The sequence below is a fragment of the Pirellulales bacterium genome (assembly GCA_036490175.1).
Lineage (GTDB): Bacteria > Planctomycetota > Planctomycetia > Pirellulales > JACPPG01 > JACPPG01.
Map to the genome: position 1 here is coordinate 21,427 of DASXEJ010000142.1, position 21,740 is coordinate 43,166.

17 protein-coding genes are annotated in these 21,740 nt (G+C 58.9%); 11 read left to right on the plus strand and 6 right to left on the minus strand.

The window, feature by feature from the left end; all coding sequences use genetic code 11:
* Window positions 1–279: 279 nt before the first annotated feature.
* The 3 genes from VGG64_10770 to VGG64_10780 all read left to right on the plus strand — a co-directional run bounded on the left by VGG64_10770 (window position 280) and on the right by VGG64_10780 (window position 5,101).
* Complete coding sequence (locus VGG64_10770) at window positions 280–1,356, plus strand: DUF6268 family outer membrane beta-barrel protein (GenBank protein ID HEY1600077.1); 1,077 nt, start codon at window positions 280–282, stop codon at window positions 1,354–1,356.
* Window positions 1,357–1,437: 81 nt separating this feature from the next.
* On the plus strand, window positions 1,438–3,423 hold the full coding sequence (locus VGG64_10775; GenBank protein ID HEY1600078.1) for an ABC transporter permease subunit: 1,986 nt from the start codon (window positions 1,438–1,440) through the stop codon (window positions 3,421–3,423).
* Window positions 3,424–4,015: 592 nt separating this feature from the next.
* Window positions 4,016–5,101, plus strand: coding sequence for a choloylglycine hydrolase family protein (locus VGG64_10780; GenBank protein ID HEY1600079.1), 1,086 nt, complete (start codon window positions 4,016–4,018; stop codon window positions 5,099–5,101).
* Between the two features lie 80 nt (window positions 5,102–5,181).
* Here the strand turns inward: VGG64_10780 and VGG64_10785 are convergent, their stop codons facing one another.
* The 4 genes from VGG64_10785 to cbiE all read right to left on the minus strand — a co-directional run bounded on the left by VGG64_10785 (window position 5,182) and on the right by cbiE (window position 8,716).
* Complete coding sequence (locus VGG64_10785; protein HEY1600080.1) at window positions 5,182–5,994, minus strand: formylmethanofuran dehydrogenase subunit C; 813 nt, start codon at window positions 5,992–5,994, stop codon at window positions 5,182–5,184.
* Window positions 5,995–6,056: 62 nt separating this feature from the next.
* Window positions 6,057–6,677 (minus strand): HAD family phosphatase, encoded by a 621-nt coding sequence (locus VGG64_10790; GenBank protein ID HEY1600081.1) that lies wholly within the window; start codon window positions 6,675–6,677, stop codon window positions 6,057–6,059.
* On the minus strand, window positions 6,678–7,445 hold the full coding sequence (locus tag VGG64_10795) for a PIG-L family deacetylase (GenBank protein ID HEY1600082.1): 768 nt from the start codon (window positions 7,443–7,445) through the stop codon (window positions 6,678–6,680).
* 14 nt (window positions 7,446–7,459) lie between these two features.
* Window positions 7,460–8,716, minus strand: a complete 1,257-nt coding sequence (gene cbiE / locus VGG64_10800; GenBank protein HEY1600083.1) for a precorrin-6y C5,15-methyltransferase (decarboxylating) subunit CbiE — start codon at window positions 8,714–8,716, stop codon at window positions 7,460–7,462.
* A 286-nt stretch (window positions 8,717–9,002) separates the two neighbouring features.
* On the opposite strand from cbiE, the gene VGG64_10805 reads away from it, so the two are divergent.
* The 4 genes from VGG64_10805 (at window position 9,003) to VGG64_10820 (ending at window position 16,358) form a co-directional block, all read left to right on the plus strand.
* Window positions 9,003–10,211: a formylglycine-generating enzyme family protein gene (locus VGG64_10805; GenBank protein HEY1600084.1), complete on the plus strand. Its 1,209-nt coding sequence runs from the start codon at window positions 9,003–9,005 to the stop codon at window positions 10,209–10,211.
* A gap of 500 nt (window positions 10,212–10,711) precedes the next feature.
* Window positions 10,712–14,107 carry a mechanosensitive ion channel domain-containing protein gene (locus VGG64_10810; GenBank protein HEY1600085.1) on the plus strand — a complete coding sequence of 1,132 codons (3,396 nt, stop codon included), beginning with the start codon at window positions 10,712–10,714 and terminating at the stop codon, window positions 14,105–14,107.
* 122 nt (window positions 14,108–14,229) lie between these two features.
* Complete coding sequence (gene corA, locus VGG64_10815; GenBank protein ID HEY1600086.1) at window positions 14,230–15,321, plus strand: magnesium/cobalt transporter CorA; 1,092 nt, start codon at window positions 14,230–14,232, stop codon at window positions 15,319–15,321.
* A gap of 524 nt (window positions 15,322–15,845) precedes the next feature.
* Window positions 15,846–16,358: a hypothetical protein gene (locus VGG64_10820; protein HEY1600087.1), complete on the plus strand. Its 513-nt coding sequence runs from the start codon at window positions 15,846–15,848 to the stop codon at window positions 16,356–16,358.
* A 210-nt stretch (window positions 16,359–16,568) separates the two neighbouring features.
* On the opposite strand, the gene VGG64_10825 is transcribed toward VGG64_10820, so the two are convergent.
* Window positions 16,569–17,543, minus strand: coding sequence for a hypothetical protein (locus VGG64_10825; GenBank protein ID HEY1600088.1), 975 nt, complete (start codon window positions 17,541–17,543; stop codon window positions 16,569–16,571).
* Between the two features lie 251 nt (window positions 17,544–17,794).
* Between VGG64_10825 and VGG64_10830 the strand changes: the two genes are divergently transcribed.
* Window positions 17,795–17,977, plus strand: a complete 183-nt coding sequence (locus VGG64_10830) for a transposase (GenBank protein ID HEY1600089.1) — start codon at window positions 17,795–17,797, stop codon at window positions 17,975–17,977.
* A gap of 32 nt (window positions 17,978–18,009) precedes the next feature.
* Here the strand turns inward: VGG64_10830 and VGG64_10835 are convergent, their stop codons facing one another.
* The gene (locus tag VGG64_10835; protein HEY1600090.1) at window positions 18,010–18,642 is read right to left on the minus strand and encodes an HNH endonuclease; all 633 of its coding nucleotides are present in this window, start codon (window positions 18,640–18,642) and stop codon (window positions 18,010–18,012) included.
* A 613-nt stretch (window positions 18,643–19,255) separates the two neighbouring features.
* Here VGG64_10835 and VGG64_10840 point away from each other — a divergent pair.
* The 3 genes from VGG64_10840 (at window position 19,256) to VGG64_10850 (ending at window position 21,572) form a co-directional block, all read left to right on the plus strand.
* On the plus strand, window positions 19,256–19,564 hold the full coding sequence (locus VGG64_10840; GenBank protein ID HEY1600091.1) for a hypothetical protein: 309 nt from the start codon (window positions 19,256–19,258) through the stop codon (window positions 19,562–19,564).
* A gap of 209 nt (window positions 19,565–19,773) precedes the next feature.
* A complete protein-coding gene (locus VGG64_10845) occupies window positions 19,774–20,307 on the plus strand; it encodes a thermonuclease family protein (GenBank protein HEY1600092.1) in 534 nt (177 codons plus the stop codon).
* A gap of 191 nt (window positions 20,308–20,498) precedes the next feature.
* Complete coding sequence (locus tag VGG64_10850) at window positions 20,499–21,572, plus strand: 3-isopropylmalate dehydrogenase (protein ID HEY1600093.1); 1,074 nt, start codon at window positions 20,499–20,501, stop codon at window positions 21,570–21,572.
* Window positions 21,573–21,740 lie beyond the last annotated feature (168 nt).

The window sequence follows — 21,740 nt, forward strand, 5'->3', positions numbered from 1 at the left end:
GCGCCGCCCCGCAGCCGCCGGCAGCATCCGTCGACGCGACACGCGACGGGTGCCGATGGCGCGGCGACGACGGGGCTAGGCTTGGCAGGCGGTTGAGAAAATGCCGGACAACTTACGTAAGCCTTGGGATGCTGACGATACTCTGGGCGGCCACGCGGTGGCTCGCTGCTCGACTTACGGATTGCAATCGCGGAACCACCTACCATGTCCGGCCTATCGCGATCTGCAGACCGGTCTTGGTGCAGGGGGAGGCGTTGCGCGGCCCTGCTGCTCTGTCTGATGCTGCCGGAATTGGCTGGCGGGCAAAGTGTTCTGCCGCCAATCGGTTCGAGCGATGACGTGCTGGAGCGCATTTCACGTCTTCCTCCGGTCGAGGCAGACTTGCCTGTGCGCCGGTTGCCACAGGTCATACCACCCGAGACTCCGCCTAGCGAGCAGCAGCCCGTGAGCGTGGCGTTGCTGCCCCCCGCGTCCGATGGGACCACCTTTTTTGGCAACCCTCGCGATCCTGGCGTGCCCTACAGTGCGCCTGATGAAGAACTAGCCAAACCGCCGGATCCGGTGCTGCCGCCGGGTTTCAAAAACGGCTTCTGGCAGTTCACGACATTTCGCAAGACATTCTTGTTCGAAGGGGACCGCAATACGGGCCTCGGCATGCAAGATTTTCTGCTGCAGACGACCTTCGCGCTGCCTTTCTTCACACGCGATAAGCCGATCTTCATTACTCCGTATTTTCAGGCGCACATCTTGCAAGGACCGGTGGCTGTAGACCTGCCGCCGCAGTTGTACGATGTATCGCTCGAGTTTCGCATTCTGCGGCAGCTCAATCCTGACTGGGGCATGGACCTGGCCTTCGCACCTTCGATCCTCAGCGACTTTCAGAATATGTCGCGGCAGGCATACCGTTGGACAGGGCGACTGGCATTTTTGTACACGTGGACGCCCACGTTTCAGGTTGCCGGCGGAGTCTCTGTGACAGGCCGGCACGATGTGCCGTTTTTGCCCGTCGGTGGTATGATCTGGACACCCACACCCGACTGGCGCCACGAAATCATTTTCCCCAAGCCGAAGTTGGCCCGACGTTTCGTCGATGGCGACGTGGCCGATTGGTGGGGTTACACGGCGGGCGAATTTGGCGGCAACAGCTACGCAATCGAGCGCGCCTCGGGTGTCAACGATTTGGCCACCTACTTCGATCTGCGCTTGATTCTCGGCCTTGAGCGTAAGGCAAACTCCGGAATGTATCACCGCTTCGAGATCGGGTACGTGTTCGATCGCCTGGTCTCGTACGAAAGTGGCACCCCCTCGTATGCCCCGACTCCGACGTTCATGCTCCGTGGCGAAGCAGTATTTTAGCGATTGCAGCACGTCGACCTCGCGCCGCGCGCATGCTTTCCTCAGGCCGCGAGAGCGAGTAGGCTTTCCTTTAGTTAGTCCATGGCGGCGGCTGCTTCGGGCCGCCGCCTGCTTTCTTTAGAGGCAGGTCGATCTATTTCGTTTCCTGGGCCGATCGAGGTTCTCAAACCGACGATGTTCATTGGCCCCGTCGTTTCATTGGAAATGATCACCAGCGCTCGCCGCGCCCGTTATTTTATCGTACGCGTTCTGTATGCGCTGTTGCTGTTTGTCGTGTTGTGGATCAATTATAGAACTTTGATGTCGCAAAGGATAACTGCGTCCGATGGGACGATGAGTACCCAGGTGCTGGCTGAATTCTCGCACGCGTTTTTCCTGGCGTTCACCGTCGTGCAATTGGGCGCCGTACTGATGCTGACGCCGGCGATGATCGCAGGCGCGATTGCCCAGGAGCGCGAACGTCGCACGATCGAGTACTTGTTCGCGAGCATGCTCAGCGGCAGCGAGATCGTTCTTTCGAAATACCTGGCCAGGACGCTCCACGTTGCTTCGCTGCTCGTGGTGGGCTTGCCTATCCTGGCGATTGCCATGATGCTCGGCGGAATCGATCCCGACCGGCTGATCATTGTTTTCACAATGACTCTGGCGACCCTAGTAGCCACCGCTTCGCTGTCGATTGCCACTAGCGTGTGGGCCAAGCGTAGCCGCGACGCGGTGTTGCGTACTTACGTGCTGCTGTTGGCCTTTTTGATACTGCCGCCGCTGACGTGGATGCTCGCAGCTAGCGTAGGCCCATCAAGCTGGCTGGACTGGCTGACGGAACTCGCGCGCCTGGGCACACTGGCAAATCCCTTTTCCATTTTTTGGTCATTGTTTGGCGCACGGTTGCCAGGAAGGACCTCTCCTTGGCAGACTGTGTGGCCGATACTGGCGGCGTACGCTGCATTCTCTCTGGTGGCGCTGGCGTGGTCGATTGTTTCCGTGCGGCGGGTGTATCGCAAGTCTATGGGCGCCGCGGACAGCGGTCCAAGGAGGCGCAAGGCGCGTTTCCGGTGGCGCCCGGCGCTCCGCAATCGTCCCATGCTGTGGAAGGAGCTCTTTGCGACCTCGGCCGCTTTTCAATTGGGCTGGTTAGGACGAATCGCCACCATACTGTTGATGGCCGGCGCGATCGTACCTGCGTTGCTGCTGTTCTACAGAGTTGTACTTAGCCCTCACACCGTTAATGATCCGTCCCGCGAGGTTGTCGGAGCAGCTACGGGCATGGTCGCGACGATCGGCTGCGGGGCTCTTTTGGTCGTGACGATTCGCGCTGCCAGTTCAATCACGGCGGAAAGGGAAGGGGACAGTTGGCTGACGCTGGTCAGCACGCCGCTCACGCCCGGTGACATTGTGTGGGGGAAGATTGCGGGCAGCATTTTCGCAGCCCGCTGGTTTGCCGTGCCTGTCGGCATATGGTGGGCTGTCGCGACGATCATCGTACCCAACTTTGTACTGGTGTTGCCGATCTTTGTGGCGACGTTTGGCTGCGTGGCCTTGGCAATGGGTGCAATAGGCGTGTGGTTTTCCTCGTGGTGCCGTACTTCAATTCGTGCCATGGCTAGCGCCGTGGCCGTTGGCATTTTCATGGGGGGAGGGTATTTGCTGTGTTGTATCCCACTCTTTTTTCAGGGGGGCGAAAAAAATCTTATTCTGGGATTAACGCCGTGTATTCCCTTTCTACTCGGTGCTCCTGGATGGCTGTGGGGATTATTCGTACACCCGTCAAACGGGGGACTTGATGCTGCCAACGTCATGATGGCATACATCTTTGGTACAGGCTTCTACCTGGTCTTGGGCATGGTGGTCACGGTGTTGACCATCGGCAGCTTCGACCGGACCGTGGGCCGACCGAGCAGGTCTGTCATTCCCGGGGTCGGCGGAGCATTAGCGACATTGCCGCCAGCCTGGGAAGCGTCACCGGGTGCGTGCTCGTCCGACCCCGCAGCGGACACAAAGGCGGCAGACTTGGCGCGTGGGATCGGGCGTGCGAACGATCCCCATGGCGACCGCAGCGGCAAAGGTTAGCTATTCTACCGATCGCGCATGGTCCCTTAGAGCGAGGGACGGCGGAGCATCAAGCAACCGACTGCGGCCGGGCATACGGCTGCCGGCGGCTGCGAGATCGGCACGATCAGCCTTGATCAGCGGGCCTGGCGATTCGCAATCGCCGCGCGACGATTCCCCGCAGATCTTGTTCAAGCTGGTCAAAGTCCGCATCGTCGAGTGAATGCCCGTTCGCGACGGGTGCCAACGCGCAAAGCTCGACGACCGCCGTGCGTCCAGCCCAGCGGGCCGGCGGAAAGAGCGTTAATACGGCGGGATCGACCAGTAGCATAGTTCGCAACGATTTGGACGGCGCGGGAACTGTTTCTCTAGATTTTCCTTCGGCAGTTTTAGTGAGTCACAGTGAATCCCAGTGGCCAAGAAATCATGTGATCGACGTATTTGCTCGCCAATATGCCGTTGAAACCGCAGTCTATGGCCAGTCCGCCGCTGTGCGTTCGACCTGATCAATTGCAACCTATACTTGGCGCGCGAACGTAGATGGCCGTGATTCGTCAGTAACTGATGTCGTATTATGTCCGCCGGTCAATCCTGAACGCATAAGGAGTCCGCCATGCGAACATCTCGAATCTCGGCGGTTCTCCTAGCCGTCCTTGTAATCCATCCCGTGAGCGTCACCGCGTGTACGGGCATCCGAATGCATGCCGAAGATGGCGCGGTGGTTTGCGCGAGGACGCTCGAGTTCGGGATGGATCTCTGTTCCAACGTGATAATTGTGCCGCGCGGCAAGAGCTACGTTGGGACGACCAACGTCGATCGGCCTGGAATGCCCTGGACGGCCAATTACGGTTCCACGGGCGCGAACGCCTTCGATTTGCCGGTGATCGTGGACGGCGTCAACGAGAAGGGATTGGCCGTCGGTATTTTTTACTTCCCAGGTTACGCAAAATACCAGAAAACCACACCGGCCGATGCGGCAACGACGTTAGCCCCGTGGGAGCTGCCTACTTACCTGCTGGGTTCCTGTACGGACGTTGCCGAGGCTTTGGCGGCAGTGAAGAGCGTGCGTGTCGGCGAAGTCGTACAACGCGACTTCGGCTTCGTACCGCCGTGTCATTATGTGGTCCACGACGCCGCCGGAGAATCGGCGGTGCTCGAATATATCGAGGGCGAATTGCGCACGTATGCTAATCCGTTGGGCGTGTTCAGCAACGCCCCCACCTTCGACTGGCACATGACGAACCTTCGCAACTACGTCAATCTCAGCGTGACCAATGTGCCGCCGGTCGAAATGCAAGGGATCAAGATCAGCGGTTTCGGCCAAGGTAACGGTCTGCTCGGATTGCCCGGGGACTTTACGCCTCCTTCCCGATTGGTGCGGGCGGTAGCATTCTCGCAGTCGGCCATTCCGGTGAAAACGGCGCGCGAGGCCGTGCTGCAGGCGTTCCACATTCTTAACCAATTCGACATTCCCCGAGGCGCAGTCCGCGACGTCGAGCATGGTCAGGTCCATGACGAGTACACGTTATGGACCAGCGCCGCGGATATGGCGAATCACCGCTACTATTTTCACACGTTTGCTAATCGACGCATCCGCATGATTGATCTGGCCGAAGTCGACCTCGACGCCGCCGAAATCAAGACGGTCTCGATGGCCGGCGACGAAGTGTTCGAAGATCTGTCAAAAGCCGGGCGTTAGAAGCAGAGCGGCCGAAATTGGACAGTCTCTACCGGTAGTACGCAGATGGAATTAAACGATGCGAATATGACGCGGGGTGCCTAGACGCGTACCAAAACCTCGCCGCGCCCAACCGTGACCAGGTCGCCGTGAAATAGCTCGTAACTTGCATCGACAAAATCCTTGGCAACGTCTAGCCCCAACTCTGCGAGCTTTCGCAGGTAGACCCGCGAAAACGTCGGTTGGCAAGGCCCCGCCGAGCGGAACGTCGGTAATAGCGTGGGACGAGGGCCTAACATCACCAGAGTTCCTCGCTGCATGCCGGCGGCCGGACGAATGCCGCAGGCACCGAACACAAAAAGGCTGCCGGCGATCATGTTGACGGCAGGGAAATCGCCGACGGCTCCACCGATGGCCACTAGCCCGCGCCGCATCGTGTGCGCGACTTCGTCGCCTGCGTCTCCGTGAATAATAATCGCCCCGCCGGTCATACCGCGTGGGCTGCCGCGATACGCCGCCGCGACCTGATGGCCCGATCGACCGCTGACGCGAATCAGGCCGCCGTGCATTTCTGCGCCAAGCCAATCTCCCGCGTCGCCATCGATGGCCAGCTCGCCGTCAGTCATTTCACTGCCCGCATGCCGCCCTGCATTCCCAGCCACACGGATCACCCCGCCTTGGAGGCCGGAGCCGATCGAGTGTACGCCCGCCATGTCGCCCAAAAAAACGATCTGGTTATCGGTCGCGATGCCGGCGACATGAAACAACTCGGCCAGCGGGATCTGCTGATTGCCGTGGAATATCTTCCAACGTTCGATCTCGCCGCGAGACTTTTCGCGCAGGAGATGCGGGAGAATACCCTCTACCTCGATGGGCACGGTCGAGGCCGCTCTTAGTGATAGCTCAAGTGCCATAGTTGTTCATGACCACAGCACGTTCGGCGGAGCGTCGTGAGGGCGAATCGGCCAGGAGCCACTCAAAAGTTAAACCGTATGCCGCGCTGGCGCATGTCGCGCACCAGCGTCGGCGTATCGGTATAAACGACGGCATCGAAGCCAAAATCCCGGGCGGCTGCCACGTGCCCCGGCGTATCGTCCATGAAGAAAATCTCTTCCGGCTGTACGCCGGCCGCTGCGGCGGCCGCGGCATAAATCTTGGCGTCAGGCTTCATGGCGCCAACGCGGAAGCTGAGCGTGTAGAGCTCGAACATCTCCTGAATCATCGAGTACCGGCCGCTGGCGAAATAGTCCCAGTGCATCTCGCAGGTATTCGACAACAATCCCATCCGGTTGCCGGCTCCGCACAATTGCGCCACCACGGGAGTGATCGAATGATTGACTCTGAAAATCGCTCCGGCCGCATAGGCCAATGCGTCGTAATCCGGTCGAGAATTAGTGCGCTGACAAAATTCTTCGTAAAACTGGCGGCTGCTAAGTTGGCCCGCTTCGTACTGCCACTGCACGCCGCTATCAAAGATCGCGGAACGAACCTGTGCTTCTGCCAAACCCGCGACGTCTGCCATCTGACGGCAGGATTGCGCATGGTCAAAGAACAGCAGCACGTTGCCCAGGTCGAAGTAAATGAACTTGGGAGGCATCTAGCGCACGTCCGGCTTCCGCGGCTCGTCTCCCGGCTTTATACCAAACAGGAAATGCATGAGATCGCGCGTACCGAGCGTTCGCGGACTGGCCAGCAACTCGCCGGCGTTGTACCCCGCGGCTTGCCCCTGTTGCAATGCGAAGGCGCGCACCCGATCCATGACGTGGGCCTTGGCCGGCGGAAATTGCGTCTCGTAGCAACGGATGGCTTCGATCTTGATGTCGAGTGTGTCGGTGATGTCGACGACTAAGTGCCCTCCCGCCGGCGGCAGGCCCAAGGCCCCGAAGGCAAGCGTGTAATACAAGTGCGACGAAATCGTGTGGACGGGCAGGCCTTCGAAGTATTGGTCCCATTTTGTCAGACGGGAGTAGAATACGGCGGCATCCGTGATCTGCATCGCCTGCCAATGGTCGGGCGATGCCAGGGGAGTCTTTTCGCCGAAGCCAAGGATCAGTTTCGGCCGGTAACGGCGGAATTCCAATCCCAGCGCCACCCGCGCCTCGAACGAATCGAACAGCCGCCGGTTGGGCATATTCAATTGAATCCGCTTGGCGACTCCCAGAACCTTGGCCGCTCGTTCGGCCTCGGCCAGACGCACCTCGGGGCCAGGAGACAGCGGAGTAGGCTCGCCGTCGGTGAGATCGACGATGCCCACTCGATAGCCCTGCTTCGCCAACAAAGCCAGCGTGCCGCCGCAAGCAATTTCAACGTCGTCCGGATGTGCGCCGACGGCAATGACGTCAAGTTGTGTAACAGCTTCGGCCATCGTTTTTTGTGAAATCAAGAATGATGCGGCGGTTTGACTACAGATAGCAAGAATGTCGGGTGCAGCGCGTCAAAACGCACGCGCTCTAACTGGTACGTTCCGCGCGCGATGTTGACCATCCACACGCGTACTTCGCCGGCGCGGCGGTGAAGCGTGGCGTGCACGTCGGCCAGGTTTTCAATACTGCCGGTATTGGCCACCAGCCGGCCGCCTGGGCGCAATCGATCGTAGGCTAGGTCCACTATTCTACTGATCTCTCGCCCGCTGCCGCCGACAAAAATTGCGTCGGGGTCTGGCAGATTAGCCCAGGCCTCGGGCGCGCGGCCCAGTATCGGCACGAGGTTTCGCACGCCGAAGCGCGCTGCATTGTCCAAAATGAGCGTATGGTCTTCCTGGTCCATCTCGATGGCAAATGTCTTGCCGCCCGCGGCGATTTGCGCTGCTTCAATTGCCACGGAACCGCTGCCGGCGCCAATATCCCAGACCGTGCTCATGGCACGCAGATCGAGCTGTGCGAGCGCGATTGTCCGGACTTCGCTGGTCGTGAGCAATCCCTGCTTCGGTTTGGACTGTAGAAATGCCTCGTCGGGGTTGCCGAACAATCGTCGGCCGATTTCCTCGGAAGGCCGATCCGGCGCGTCTGGTTTGCGCACTAGAATCATCACGTTCAGCGGCGCGAACTCTTGCGACGCCAATTCTTTCAAACTGCCGCGCGTGACGCGTTCGTCGGGCGAGCCTAGATTCTCGCAAACATATCCCCAGAAGTAGTCGATCTTCCGTTCCAGCAGACCGTGGGCAACTCGAGATGGCGGACATTCTTCGGTGGTGAAAAGCCCGACTTTCTCGGCAATGCGAATTTGCTCGAGCACTTGATCGAGCGATCTGTTGGCAAGATTTGTCAGGTACGCCTCTTCCCAGCTTTCCTTGACGCGGGCAAATGCCAATTGCATGCTGCTGACATGTGGCACGACCTCGAAACGATCCTTGCCAAGCTTTTCGCACAGATATCGTGCCAGGCCGTAGAAGAGCGGATCTCCCGACACCAGCACTACCACCCGCCGGCCGGCCGAAGCAATGATGCGCTCGACAATCACGTCTAGGTTGCCCCCCGCGATTAGCCGCTCGGCATGATCGCCCGGCACCAAACGCAACGTGTAGTCGGCACCCACCAGCAAATCGGCCTGCTCGATCAACGCGCGGGCCGTGCTCGTAACACCGTCGAGACCGTCGTCGCCAATGCCGACGATGTGAACTTTGTCCTGAATGGGCATGTAAGGCGGCGTCTGCAAAGCCAATGTTCACCGACGGGGCTCAGCCCGGCGGACGTTCTGTAACGAGTTCGGTATCGTTCGAGATTCTATGCGGCGTGCCGGATTTTGTACAACCGGCCCGACGTTCGCAGCCGTCCCAAGTCGCCTGGTCCAGCGAGGCCGTCGCGTCGCTGCCTGCTAAAAATTGCCTCGTTGGACGGGCGGGCTGCCAACGATTACAAGTAAATAGTGCGGACTTCGTCGAAGTGCTTCGGGAAGGCATTTAACTCGAATCGAACCCGGTGCGATGGCTACAAAGCAAAAACGACGCCCCGAGCGTACCGACCGCCGCGCCGCTGCCAATGCGGCAACTGCGGCCGCGCGCCCTCGCGGGATCGCCAAGGTATTCGCAGGAGTGTTGCTGGTTGCCGTGGCTGGCGCAATCGTTTACGCACTTGTGACGCACGGTAAGCCTTCTCTCGAACGCGCAACGGTCGCGATTGATGAACCTCCGGCGAAGAGTTCCGTTGCAGTGCCGCACATCAACGATACACCGCCTCCCGCAGACGCTCCGCCGGGCATGGTGTGGATTCCAGGCGGCGTGTTTTGGATGGGCACGACCGACCCTACCACCATCGTCTGCGGCGGGCCCGATCCTATGAACGACGCGCGGCCCGTGCACTTGGTCGCGGTCGACGGCTATTGGATGGACGCCACCGAAGTAACGAACGAACAATTCGCAGACTTCGTCAAAGCCACCGGGTACATTACGATCGCCGAGAAAACGCCGCGTGCCGAAGACTATCCGACTGCGCCGATGGATCGACTTGTTGCTGGTTCGATTGTCTTTACACCTCCGGCACACGAGATCCCACTGGACCAACATCTGCGCTGGTGGAGTTACATTCCCGGTGCCAACTGGCGGCATCCGGAAGGTTCGTCGAGCAATTTACAAGGCCGTGAGAAACATCCGGTGGTCCATGTCGCTTGGGACGATGCCGTGGCTTACGCACGCTGGGCCGGCAAACGCTTGCCAACCGAGGCCGAATGGGAATTCGCCGCCCGGGGAGGATTGGATCGCAAGCCGTACACTTGGGGCGATGAGCTCAAACCCGATGGCCGCTTCGTTGCCAACATTTGGGAGGGGCACTTTCCGAATGAGAACACGGCCGAAGACGGCTTCACAGCTGCGGCTCCTGTCGGCTCGTTTCCGGCAAATCACTTTGGACTTTTCGACATGGCTGGCAATGTTTGGGAATGGTGCGCCGACTGGTACAAACCTAACTACTATGCCGCTGTCGCACCGGCCAGCGACGGTGCCGTGCATAATCCACTCGGCCCGGTCGACAGCTACGATCCTCTGGAGCCGGGCATTCCTAAACGCGTGCAGCGCGGCGGCTCGTTTTTATGTAGTGATCAGTACTGCACGCGCTATCTGATGGGATCGCGTGGCAAAGGCGCCGTTGATAGTGGAGAGAACCACTTGGGCTTCCGTTGCGTCAGGTCAGGCAACTAAAAGCTCGACCGTGTGCGTTCCCTCGTGCGCGGTGCGCCGACAGGCAATCGAGATTGCTTCATGGCGCAATCCGAGAAACGGCGCCCCGCGGCCGTAGCCGGTGGATTTTCTGTAGCACGCGATGTGCTTACTCAATAGTGGCTTACGGCGCCGGCAAGCTCGGGTTTGCGGGCTTGCCGATTGCTATTACAATCCGGCCCCCCCAGTGAAGGCGGCGATAGCATCGACGCTGATGAGCGGTCGATCGACGTGAGAGCATTAGACAACGTCAGGCCTGAACGGATTTGTCGATCGCTGGACGAGCCATGCGTCATTAAAAGCCAGCAGCACGGCCGTGCCCCACGTTCTGGGATAGGATGGCTCCTGTAGTTGATCGCTAGCGACTAATGTCGACGAGGTTCCTCTTGTTCTACGCAAGCGCGCCACAACAGGGCAGTCGGCGAACACGATTTTTGTTTTTGTACTGCACTATCCGGCAGTGGTTTTGCGCGCTCGCGGTAATGGCGATCGTCGTATCTCACCAGCTGCCCGTTGCCGCGCAGGATATTGGCGTTGATGATCCTGCCGCAAGCCTGGCAACGGAAACCGATTCAGTCGAAGCGCGGCTGAAGCGCATCGACGATTCTGCCGAGCTCGACAAGGATCTTAAGCCGAAGCTGGTAGACCTTTACAAAGGAGCCCTTGAGCAGCTGCAGGCCGCCGCGGATTGGAAAAAGACTGTTAAGGATTGGAAGGGGCGACGTGACGAGGCCCCCAACGAACTGCAGAAGCTGAAGGAAGATCTGCAAAAGCCGCGTGTCGAGCCGCAGACACCGGAAAATGCCACGCTGGCTCAACTCGACCAGCGGCTTGCGGACGCCGAGACCGCTCTGAAAACCGCGCAGCAGAAAGTAACCGACCGCGAGGCAGAGCCCAAACGCCGCCGCAGTGAGTTGCCAGGCCTCGTCGCCCAGGCTCAAAAGCGGCTCAAGGATGTCGAACAAGAGCTGTCGACCATCTCGCAACCGGGCGATGCCTTGGATCCGTCCGAAGCGCGCCGCGTGATGCTCTCTGCGATGAAACGGGCCGTACAGGCCGAACTCGCCGCCTATGACAGCGAGCGCGTCTGGTATGAGACAAATACCGAGCTATTGGCGACGCGCCAAGACGCAGCTGCCCACGAGGCTGCGCAGGCTGAGGAGAATGCCAAGTTTTATCGCGAATTGGTCAATAATCGGCGTAAAGAAGAAGCCATGAAGCAGGCCGAGGAGGCGCGTCGCGCCGCCGTCGCCGCCATGCCCGAGCTTAAAACCTTGGCCGATCGGAATGCCGAGCTTACCCAGGAGCAGAACGGCCCCGATGGGTTTCCCGCCAAGATCGCCGTTATGTCGCAAGATGTCGACGATCTTAAGCAATTGCTTGCCGCGCTACGGATGAAGTTCGATCGTGTCCGCGAACGGATCGACGCGGCCGGGGTGACCGATGCCGTGGGATTGTTATTGCAAAAGCAGCAGGCAGACCTGCCCGACCTGCGCGCCCATCGACAGCGATTGTGGGATTGCCAGTCCGAGGCGTCGCACGTTCGCGCGAAGCTGCTCGAGCTGGAAGATCAGCGCGCCGAACTTTCTGACGTCGAAGTGCAGGTGCGCAGGGTGATGGGCACGATCGACCCCAATCTGCTCCCCTATCGGAGAGACGAAATCGAGACGGCCCTGCGTGAATTGCTAAAAGCGCGGCAGGGGTACCTGCAGTCGCAAATTGACGACGGCTACAGGTATCTCGATGGCCTCGGAATCAACCTGATTATCACCGAAAAGAACCTGGTCGAGGAGATCGAGAAGTACAAGGAATTCATCAGCGAACGTATTTTGTGGGTCCGCAGTACACCGGCCCTGGGAGAGATCGATTTCCGCCGGGGATGGGATGGGTTACTGAAAATTTCCGACCGGGGCCAGTTTTGGACGGTATTACGCGACCTGGCCGGCGATGCGCGTCAGAATCCCATGGTCTACACCGGCGCCCTGGCACTCTTGATTCCGCTCGTTGGAGCGCAACGGCACTTGCGGCGGCGAATCCATGTTGTCGATCAGCAGACAACGCAAAGCTACGCGGCCGATATTCGTCCCACTTTGCACGTCGTCGCATTGACGCTTTTGATCGCCGCTCTCTGGCCCGTGCTGATTGCCTTTGTCGGTTGGCGGATGACGGCGCCGGCCGCGACGTCCCTGCACGCGCAGAATATCGCGTATGGACTGCGGGTCACCGCGATCCTTTTTCTATCGCTCGAAGTGTTGCGGCAGATTTGTCGCAAGAAAGGCCTTGCCGAAGCGCATTTCGGTTGGCCGGCCGTAGCAGTCGCCCGGGTGGCGCACCATTTGCGATGGTCGATGGTGCTGGGCTTGCCGTTGGCTTTCACCGTGTCGGTCGTCGAATCACCGGAGTTCGATGTTCATCGCTCGCCACTGGGCAGATTGGCGTTCATCCTGGGCTCGCTCGTAATGGCCGCCTTTTCGCATTGTGTGCTGCATCCCAAGCGGGGATTGCTGCCAACCGTGGCCGAACGTCCCGACGTGAGCTGGTTCTGGAAAAAACCGCTTCTCTGGTATTCTTTGGCCGTGACGGGGCCTTTGGCTCTGGCCGTTATCGCCGCGGTGGGCTATTTCTACACGGCGCTCGAGCTCGCCTGGCGGCTACACGCCATGATGTGGCTACTCTTGGGGCTGCTGATCGTTCAGGCATTTGCCCAGCGCTGCCTGTTGGTGGCGCGGCGTAAACTGGCGATCAAGCAAGCGCGCGATCGCCGCGTAGCCGCCCTGGCACATGCGCAGAGCATAGCCCATCCGGGCACAATCGAGCCAGCAAACGCCGCGGCAGAGCAACCTGTGGACCTGATGTCGATCGATCTTCAGACACGTCGACTGTTGCGTAGCTTCGTCAACATCGCCCTGTTTGTGGGGTGTTGGCTCATCTGGATCGATGTGCTGCCCGCGCTGGGAATTCTCGACCGCTTTCAGTTGTGGCCCTACACCACGACAAAGCATCAGGAGATCGGCGGCGGATATAGAATTGAGACCGTTGGTAGCTGGATTACCCTCGGCGATGTTTTGTTTAGTGGCGTGATCGTGCTACTGACGATCGTCGCCAGTCGAAACCTGCCTGGGTTGCTGCAGATCGCCTTTCTGCAGCGTCTGCCGATGGACCCCGGCGGGCGGTACGCCATCACCACCGTCTCGCGGTACGTGATCACACTGGTGGGGCTGGCGGTGGCGTTCTGGATGATCGGAATCGGCTGGTCGAACATTCAATGGCTGGTGGCAGCCATGACCGTCGGTCTCGGCTTCGGCTTGCAGGAGATCTTCGCCAACTTTGTCTCTGGTTTGATCATTCTCTTCGAGCGCCCCATGCGCGTTGGCGATGTCGTTACCATCGGTGGTATCAGCGGCAGCGTAGCCCGAATCCGCATCCGTGCCACCACGATTACGGATGCGGACCGGAAGGAACTGATCGTCCCCAACAAGGAATTCATCACCGGCCAATTGATCAACTGGACCTTGTCCGACACCGTACTGCGGATGGTGATCAAAGTGGGGATCGCCTATGGATCAGACATTGCGGTGGCGCGGCAACTCTTGCTGAAGGCCGCTCAAGAGGACCATCGGGTGCTGCGCGACCCACCGGTGGCGGCGGTTCTCGATCAGTTCGGCGACAGCACGTTGAATTTCGAGCTGCGGCTTTTCGTCGGCGGCCTGGACGTCTTCCCAGACCTGCGCCATGATCTATGTGCCCGCATCGACCAATTGTTCCGCGATGCGGGTATCGAGATGGCGTTCCCGCAACGCGATATACACGTGCGATCGATCGATGCGGCCCTGGGCATGTTGCCGCGAGTCGCCGAACCGCTCAAGCGTGCAGGCTGAGACCGATGGCCAAGTCCCGACAAAGTCGACGCCGCAAAACGCGCTTCTCGCGCCGCTCGAAGCCTGGCGATTTGCCCGGACTAGTCCAGCCTGATCCGGAAGCACCTCCACCGATAGTGCACGTGATCGCTTACGGCCCGGATCAGTTTGTCGAACAGCGTGTCACCGATTGCACGCAGGTTCAAAAGCTGATCAACAAAGCACCCGTCACTTGGGTCAATGTCGAAGGACTGGGAAACGCCCATACGATTCGTTCGATCGGCGAGCTGTTTCATTTGCACCCGCTAGCGCTGGAAGATGTGGCGAACACGCACCAGCGGCCCAAAGCTGAGCCGTATCAAAACTGCTTGTTCATCGTCGCCCGCATGACCCAGCTCAATGAGCGGCTGGAAACGGAACAGATCAGTTTGTTTCTTGGTCCCAACTTCGTGATCACGTTTTTGGAAGATCCGGGCGACGCTTTCGATCCAGTGCGTCTACATTTGCGCAATTCACAGGGCCGTCTGCGTTGCTCCGGCGCCGGCTACCTGGCGTATGCCCTTTTAGACGCCGTGGTGGATGGATACTTTCCCGTGGTCGAGGAATACGGCGAGCGGCTGGACGCCCTGGAGGATGAAGTCGTCTCGGACCCGAGCCGGTCGACGATCGCCTGGGCGCATCAGGTCAAACGCGACCTGCGCACGTTGCGCCGCGCGATCTGGCCGCTGCGCGAAACCCTGAATGCCCTGGCCCGCGACCAGCACGAATTGATCGACAATGAGACTCGTGTCTATCTTCGCGACTGTTACGACCACACGGTGCAGATCATCGACATTGTCGAGACCTATCGCGAGTTAGATGCCGACCTGACGGACCTTTACCTGTCGAGCCTGAGCAACAGGCTGAACGAGGTAATGAAGGTCCTGACGATCATCGCGACAATCTTCATGCCGTTGTCGTTCATCGCCAGCGTCTATGGGATGAACTTCAACACGGCCTCGCCCTACAACATGCCCGAACTGAATTGGCGGTTCGGTTATGTATACGTGTGGCTCCTGATGATCCTTTCGGCGGTGGGCATGTATGTTTTCTTCCGCTGGATGCGATGGGTCGGCCCGGGCAGCCTGGAACGTCAGCAGCGCGAAGCACGACGCTCTTCTCGACTAGAAGACGAGGTGGAAGCCGTGCGAGTGTCGAGCGACAAGGTTGCGCTGCCACCGGCCGCGTCCGAATAAAAAGGGGCTATTAACATGTCGTGGCGACGCAGATCGTGATCCTGTGACAAGCCAACAAATTGACTACACCGGCTGTGACTTGGGGGAGATTGAGTTTTGGCGTAGCCGAACGCCGCGTGGTGGTAAACCAGCGATGGTGATCTGCCTAACCAGTGAATACTGATTCTTTCAGAAGGCTTTGAAAGGCCCCGCAGCGCATCGTTGCGGGGCCTTTTCATTGCTTGGCAATTCAAGGCATCGACAGTCGTCAGCCGGCCGGTGCCTCGTCGAAGGTCGAACCGGCCTTCAGCCCACGCGGACTGAGGTCTCTGAGACCTCGCCGCTACGACTTCCGCCCCCACGTTTCAGGCTGCCGTCACGAGCTTTGCTAGCTGCAAAGTTCCCGAGAAAAAGGCACTAGCACCGAAACGTTTTGGGTTGTTCCCAACGGCGAGGTCAGCGGATGCCGAACAATGAAATGAGGCCTTCGAATTGTTATGCCGACGAGGACGGCGGCAGGATGTCAGAGGCGAGAGGATAAGGGGATGAAGAATACCGAGAACGAACAGAACGATGCCGCGTACACAGAAAGCTCGCCGCTACATGCGGAGCAAAGCGAGCCTAGCCATAGCGGTGAAAAACAGCGGCGCAACGAGTGCGGCATTTGCACGCTTTGTTGCAAGCTGGTCGCAGTTGAGGAGATTGAAAAGCCGGTGGGCAGTTGGTGTCCGCACTGCCTGCTGGGCAAGGGCTGTAAGATCTACGACGCCAGGCCTACTGAATGCCAGACGTGGAACTGCCTTTGGCTCCAAGGGGCATTTGGCGACCAACCAGGCCTCAGGCCGGACAAGTGCAAAGTTGTCGTCGGCTACCAAGCGGGGTTCATCATGGCGATGCAGGATACGGCGCCACGAGAGACGGGACTTCGGCTAATTGAAACACTCAAAGCCTCAGGCAAGCCCATGATGATTAAGAGATTTGGCCAGCCCGGAGTAGAGGTGCTAAATGCCACGATTAAGGAAGCACTTCAGGCTGGTGTAATCGGGCCATCGAGGTAGTCGCATCGACTGTTTTACCGCGGCAGCTCAACCCTGGATGCCCCGCCACCGCTACGACTTCCAGGCCGTGGTTTCAGTGCCGTTTTGAAGAATGACGGACATTACGGGGTCTTGGGTTTAATTCTGTTGGACCGGACCAGCGTCGGTGGTATGGCGGCGCGTTGACCAGAACACGGTCGCTCCAATGCACCCTCGAACAGAAATCGCAGCTTATTTCGCCGACCTTTCAGAAGGGCTTGCGACTACGGGAACCTTGACTTGATTGGTCCTAAGCTCAAATGGAAAATCTCCGCCATCAATGGAAACCGTTACGGTCGCTTCTCCGACAACTACGCCGGTCGGCATTTTGAAGTTCGGCTCGTAAAACTCCCAATAGCAGCACCGATCCTTCAATGGATACGATATCTGTAGGGGAGAATCGCTGCCTGCGACCGGCCATTCGATTCGCAGGTTCGGAATTAAAGCCTTTGGCAGGGCATCGATACTCAGTCGGGCAGTTGCACCCTCTCCGCCATCCCGATTGATGAATGCGACGCTCAAACGGTCAAGGCCCGCGCCAATGACGAACTCCTTGCGGCGGAGCATCCGCGGCTCGAGCGCGCCGCCGAAATGAATTATTGGTACGACTGCTGGGGACTCTGCCCAGAACGTCCCAAACCAGCCGGCGTACATCGGCATTAAGCCGTCTACATTCATTGAGAGGCCGTAGCTGTCCTCTTTGCCGCCATAGTTCCAACGACGCAGACAAAAGTCCGTGTGTCTCGAACCGTTAGACGGCGTGATCTCTTCGAGTAGATAGTCGAAGTCCCACCTGCTGGCTGCCGACTCGAATGCTCCCAAATCCCTGACATGCGTTGGCTCAACGGGCGGCCCGTCGTCCGTTAGGTCGCCGTTGGCGTTCTTGTCGATGTACAAAGACTTGCCGTCCTCAACTATCCACACTTTCGAATTGGCATTCGCACCGAGCGCGATGAGCGCGTATTTCGGCAATGCGGACTTGTACTTAGGTTCCTTGGCAATGCGTCGCTCGATGCGATCCACCAAAGCATCGGCCGCGGACTTGGTTTGGTCAGGCTCGACTGCCACGGAGGGTGTCACCGGCGTTGCCGCAAGTAGCAGCCCCAAGATACCGACCATTGCCGTGAACTTACTGCGTTCGCAATCGGAACGGGCTACAGTAGTCATCGATTCGGCCCCCGGATGTTGGCAGGATCAATTGAGCCGACGCTGATTCTACGGCTACGCTTGGCGAACCGTCAATTACCAGAGAATCCAAGAGGCTTAAACGCCAGAGGTTTGAATGAAATGGCACGGAACAGCGGCGGCGTGTGGCGATCCGCAGCAGATGACCGCTCATCTCAAGGCGACGCGAAAGGGGACGACTTCGGTCTGTGGGTTGGCAGTCGTTTTAATCCCGACAAGGGCACCGCAGGCTGTTGTTGAACTGGTTCAACGCCCATGGGAAGATTTCCACCGGGATCGCTGAACGATTTAACAACAAGGCAAAACTCACCATGAGAAAGTCGTACGGCTTTCGCGAATACGAAACCATCGAACTCGCGCTGTACCACCAACTTGGCAACCTACCTCAGCCAGAACTCACCCACGAATTCTGCTGACGAGGCGAAAAGTAGGGCCAATCCTGCCGGCCCTATTTAAGGTCCACCGACCAGTAGGCATTGTCGAGAAAGCTCTTCCAGCTTTGGTATTTCGGGTTGCCGAGCTTGAGGCTCAGCATAGGGCTACGTTTTGGTTTGCTGGGTTGCCGTATGAGGTGCATGTGCGCTTCCTGTGGCGTGCGACCTCCTTTTCTCACGTTGCACTTCACGCAGCTGCACACGATGTTCTCCCAACTGGCTTCGCCGCCGCGGCTGCGCGGTGTAACGTGATCCAGGCTCAATTCGCTAGTCGGGAACTTACGGCCGCAATACTGACAGCGGTTTCCATCCCGTGCGAAAATGTTGCGGCGATTGAAGCGAATTGCTTGTTTGGGCAGCCTGTCGTAGGACAGCAGTCGAATCACGCGCGGGACTTGGATTTCAAAATTTACGGAGCGGATCCAGTCATCGTGCGGTGCCTTGTAACTGGCCCGCAACTCGCTGATTTCCCGCCAGCTCTCGAAATCGTAGTTGGCGTACTGGCCCTCCTCGACGTGTATCACCTCGGCCAGATCGCGAAACAACAAGCCGAATGCCCGTCGCACGCTAACTACATGCACAGCCATGTACAGCCGATTCAAGACAAGAACGCTAGCGCTCAACGGATTCACCGCGGCATTCGACATTACCAGCCTCGCAGATGTGGGGTCAGCGGATCGTTCGATACCGGGCCACATTTCCCCGGCCGCAAACTGCTCTCCCCTTCGACGGCTGAATTTGAGTTCTGGAAAACTGGAACAGCCCGATGGGGGGTGCAGCTAGTATTTTATTCGCCCCCCGGCCGACCGGCTAGTCAAGTTGCCCGTCAGAAGCCTGCCGTTCGGCACCCTTTTAGATGCAAAGGACGCATGATTCGGGCCCCGAACGCTCTTCTAGCGCCGATGTTTTGGCACTCGCTCGGCACGCTGCGCATGCGATCAGGTGCCAATTGCGTAACGTGCGCGGACAGGCGATGCGATGGCCGAGGATGAGGCGCCATCAAGGTCGGGACATAGTCTGCCCCTGACCTCCTGCGCGATTCACGTAGCGCGTTCCACTCCAGTGGTGCGCCAGAACGGCACATTTCCCCATTCATGTCAAGCCGACCTGAGCCTGAACTCGCGATTAAAAACATCCTCAAAAAAGGCTCCAAAACGACTTGCCTCGCAGAGCGAATTGTCATTAGGATGAACTTAGTTCTTACGCAAACAGTTCAGTGTTTCTCTACGGGCGTCATCGCCCAGGCACGGGGAAATAGCGATGATTCATCACTCGTGCGACCTCTGCAAACGACCATTGGATCCGTCGGACGATCTGCGTTACGTGGTCAAGATGGAGGTCTACGCCGCGTTCGACCCAATCGAACTGGACGAGCCTGAGGCCGACTGCGACCATCTGCAAGATCTTGACGACATCATCGAGCAGTTGGACGATTTGTCGAGCGACGCGATCGGCGACGAGATCTGTCAGCACCTGCGGTTCGACCTTTGTCCGGAATGCCGCAAGAGATTTCTCGCCAATCCACTCGGTCGCAAGGCGACCAAGAAATTCAACTTCAGCCAGAACTGAAGTCCGTTGCGGGGCCTCGTGCTGCAAATGGCGCGATGTAACGTCGAGCAGCAAAATTTAGACTGGTCGCGGACAGTGGCCCCGTTTGCGGCGCTTGGCGCGGGTGTAACGTCTTGGTGCGTCGTGGCCACGCGATGCTGCCAAGTTTGGCGAGATTCGCTTCTGGCATCCCCATTCGCACGACGCGCCCTGGGCGCGGCAGGCCTGCGATGACCCGCCGCTCGCTTCATCGTGCGATTCTCCTGGCCGTGTGTACGCTCGTCGCAGCATTGCAATCCTGGCGGGGTTGCAGCTACGAGCGGTTTCCAGAATCATTCGACGAAGGCAACTATCAAGTCCGTCGCGTCGTCGACGGCGACACCCTGCTAATGCGCGACCGCCGGCGGATTCGCCTCATGGGGGTCGACACGCCCGAGACCGTCAAGGAAAACACGCCGGTCCAACCCTGGGGGCCAGAGGCGACCGCCTTTACCCGCGAGTTCGTCGCCAACAGGGACGTTCGTTTGCAATTCGACCGCGAACGAATCGACCGCTTTGGCCGCTACCTGGCCTTCGTCTGGGTCGGCGATCTGATGCTGAACGAAGAGTTGCTGCGCGCCGGCCTCGCGCGCTGGGAGCCGGGCTACCATTACTCGCAGTCTATGAAGACCCGTTTCCGGAAAGCGCAGCGCGAGGCCCAGCAGGCGCATCGCGGGATTTGGAGCGGGGGCCAGCCGCATCACCAAAACGAGTCCTATCGATGATCGATCGGCAATGGGCCAGAGCGCGCGCCCGACTATGCACGGGAGGGCGCCCAAAGGGACGGCGCGTGGGGCCGTTGTTTGCCGGGTCTGCCGCTGCATTGCCCAAACTTGTTCACCCCCCGCGTGGCTGTTAGAATCGGCGATTCTTTACTATTCGCCCATTCACGACAGAGAAACTGGGGATCGTTGCCTTGGTCAACAATAAGAATCTGAAGATCGCCGTCATTGGCGGCGATGGTACTGGTCCCGAGGTTGCCGCCGAGGGTTTGAAGGTCCTGGCTGCGGTCTCGAAGCTTGAGAACTTCAGGTACGAGCTCGAACACTACGACTTCGGCGGTGACCGCTACCTGCGCACCGGCGAAATCCTGCCCAAGGGAGCCGTCGACGAGTTGCGCAAGTTCGACGCCATCTACCTGGGCGCAGTAGGCCATCCGGATGTCGCACCCGGCATCCTGGAGAAGGGCTTGCTGCTCGAACTCCGGTTTCAATTGGATCAGTACATCAACCTGCGGCCGGTGCAATTGTTCCCGGGCGTGGATACGCCGCTCAAGGATAAGGGGCCGGCGGACGTCGATTTCGTCGTCGTGCGCGAGAACACCGAAGATATGTACTGTGGCGTTGGCGGCTTCTTGAAAAAGAATACGCCCGACGAGGTCGCCACGCAGACCGCGATTTATACCCGCAAAGGGTGCGAGCGCTGCATCCGCTGGGCCTTCGATTTCACGCGCCGACGTAACAATCCCAAGAAGATGCTGACGCTGGTGGCCAAGACGAACGTGTTGACCTACGGGCATGACCTGTGGTGGCGCACATTTCGGGATGTCGCTAAGGAATACCCGGACATCAAAGCCGACTACAACCATGTCGACGCCTGTTGTATGTGGATGGTGAAGAATCCCGAGTACTACGACGTGATCGTCACCACCAACATGTTTGGCGATATCATCACCGACCTGGGCGGAATCCTGCAGGGAGGTATGGGCGTGGCCGCCGGTGGCAACATCAATCCTGATCCGGGTGGCACTAGCATGTACGAGCCGATGGGAGGCAGCGCGCCCAAGTACACTGGCCTGCACGTCATCAATCCAATCGCGGCGATCAACGCCCTGGGCATGTTATTGGAACACACCGGTCAACCGGCCGCTGCCGCCCGCGTGCAAAAGGCCATCCGCGCCGTGACCGGCAGCAAGATGAAGAGTCAGGCCGCCGGCAAGATGGGGCACAGCACACAACAGGTGGGCGATCTAGTGGTCGCGGCTCTGTAAGCGTCTAGCAGTCAAATCTCACCGCGAAATTTCATTCACAATTTCGAGCATCATGACCAACAACGGTGCGTTGGTCGGTTGTTGTCAAGGCACGCGTAACGGCGGCGCCGGCGCTATTGCTGCCGATTACTTGTTGCCGTTGTAGGGGCACGCTACGCTCGATTTTGA

Excerpts from the sequence above, each read along its gene's own strand:
- VGG64_10770 (HEY1600077.1), top strand. The coding sequence starts at position 280 with ATGCTGCCGGAATTGGCTGGCGGGCAAAGTGTTCTGCCGCCAATCGGT.
- VGG64_10775 (HEY1600078.1), top strand. The coding sequence starts at position 1,438 with ATGGCGGCGGCTGCTTCGGGCCGCCGCCTGCTTTCTTTAGAGGCAGGT.
- VGG64_10780 (HEY1600079.1), top strand. The coding sequence starts at position 4,016 with ATGCGAACATCTCGAATCTCGGCGGTTCTCCTAGCCGTCCTTGTAATC.
- VGG64_10785 (HEY1600080.1), bottom strand. The coding sequence starts at position 5,994 with ATGGCACTTGAGCTATCACTAAGAGCGGCCTCGACCGTGCCCATCGAG.
- VGG64_10790 (HEY1600081.1), bottom strand. The coding sequence starts at position 6,677 with ATGCCTCCCAAGTTCATTTACTTCGACCTGGGCAACGTGCTGCTGTTC.
- VGG64_10795 (HEY1600082.1), bottom strand. The coding sequence starts at position 7,445 with ATGGCCGAAGCTGTTACACAACTTGACGTCATTGCCGTCGGCGCACAT.
- cbiE (HEY1600083.1), bottom strand. The coding sequence starts at position 8,716 with ATGCCCATTCAGGACAAAGTTCACATCGTCGGCATTGGCGACGACGGT.
- VGG64_10805 (HEY1600084.1), top strand. The coding sequence starts at position 9,003 with ATGGCTACAAAGCAAAAACGACGCCCCGAGCGTACCGACCGCCGCGCC.
- VGG64_10810 (HEY1600085.1), top strand. The coding sequence starts at position 10,712 with ATGGCGATCGTCGTATCTCACCAGCTGCCCGTTGCCGCGCAGGATATT.
- VGG64_10820 (HEY1600087.1), top strand. The coding sequence starts at position 15,846 with ATGAAGAATACCGAGAACGAACAGAACGATGCCGCGTACACAGAAAGC.
- VGG64_10825 (HEY1600088.1), bottom strand. The coding sequence starts at position 17,543 with ATGACTACTGTAGCCCGTTCCGATTGCGAACGCAGTAAGTTCACGGCA.
- VGG64_10835 (HEY1600090.1), bottom strand. The coding sequence starts at position 18,642 with ATGTCGAATGCCGCGGTGAATCCGTTGAGCGCTAGCGTTCTTGTCTTG.
- VGG64_10840 (HEY1600091.1), top strand. The coding sequence starts at position 19,256 with ATGATTCATCACTCGTGCGACCTCTGCAAACGACCATTGGATCCGTCG.
- VGG64_10845 (HEY1600092.1), top strand. The coding sequence starts at position 19,774 with ATGACCCGCCGCTCGCTTCATCGTGCGATTCTCCTGGCCGTGTGTACG.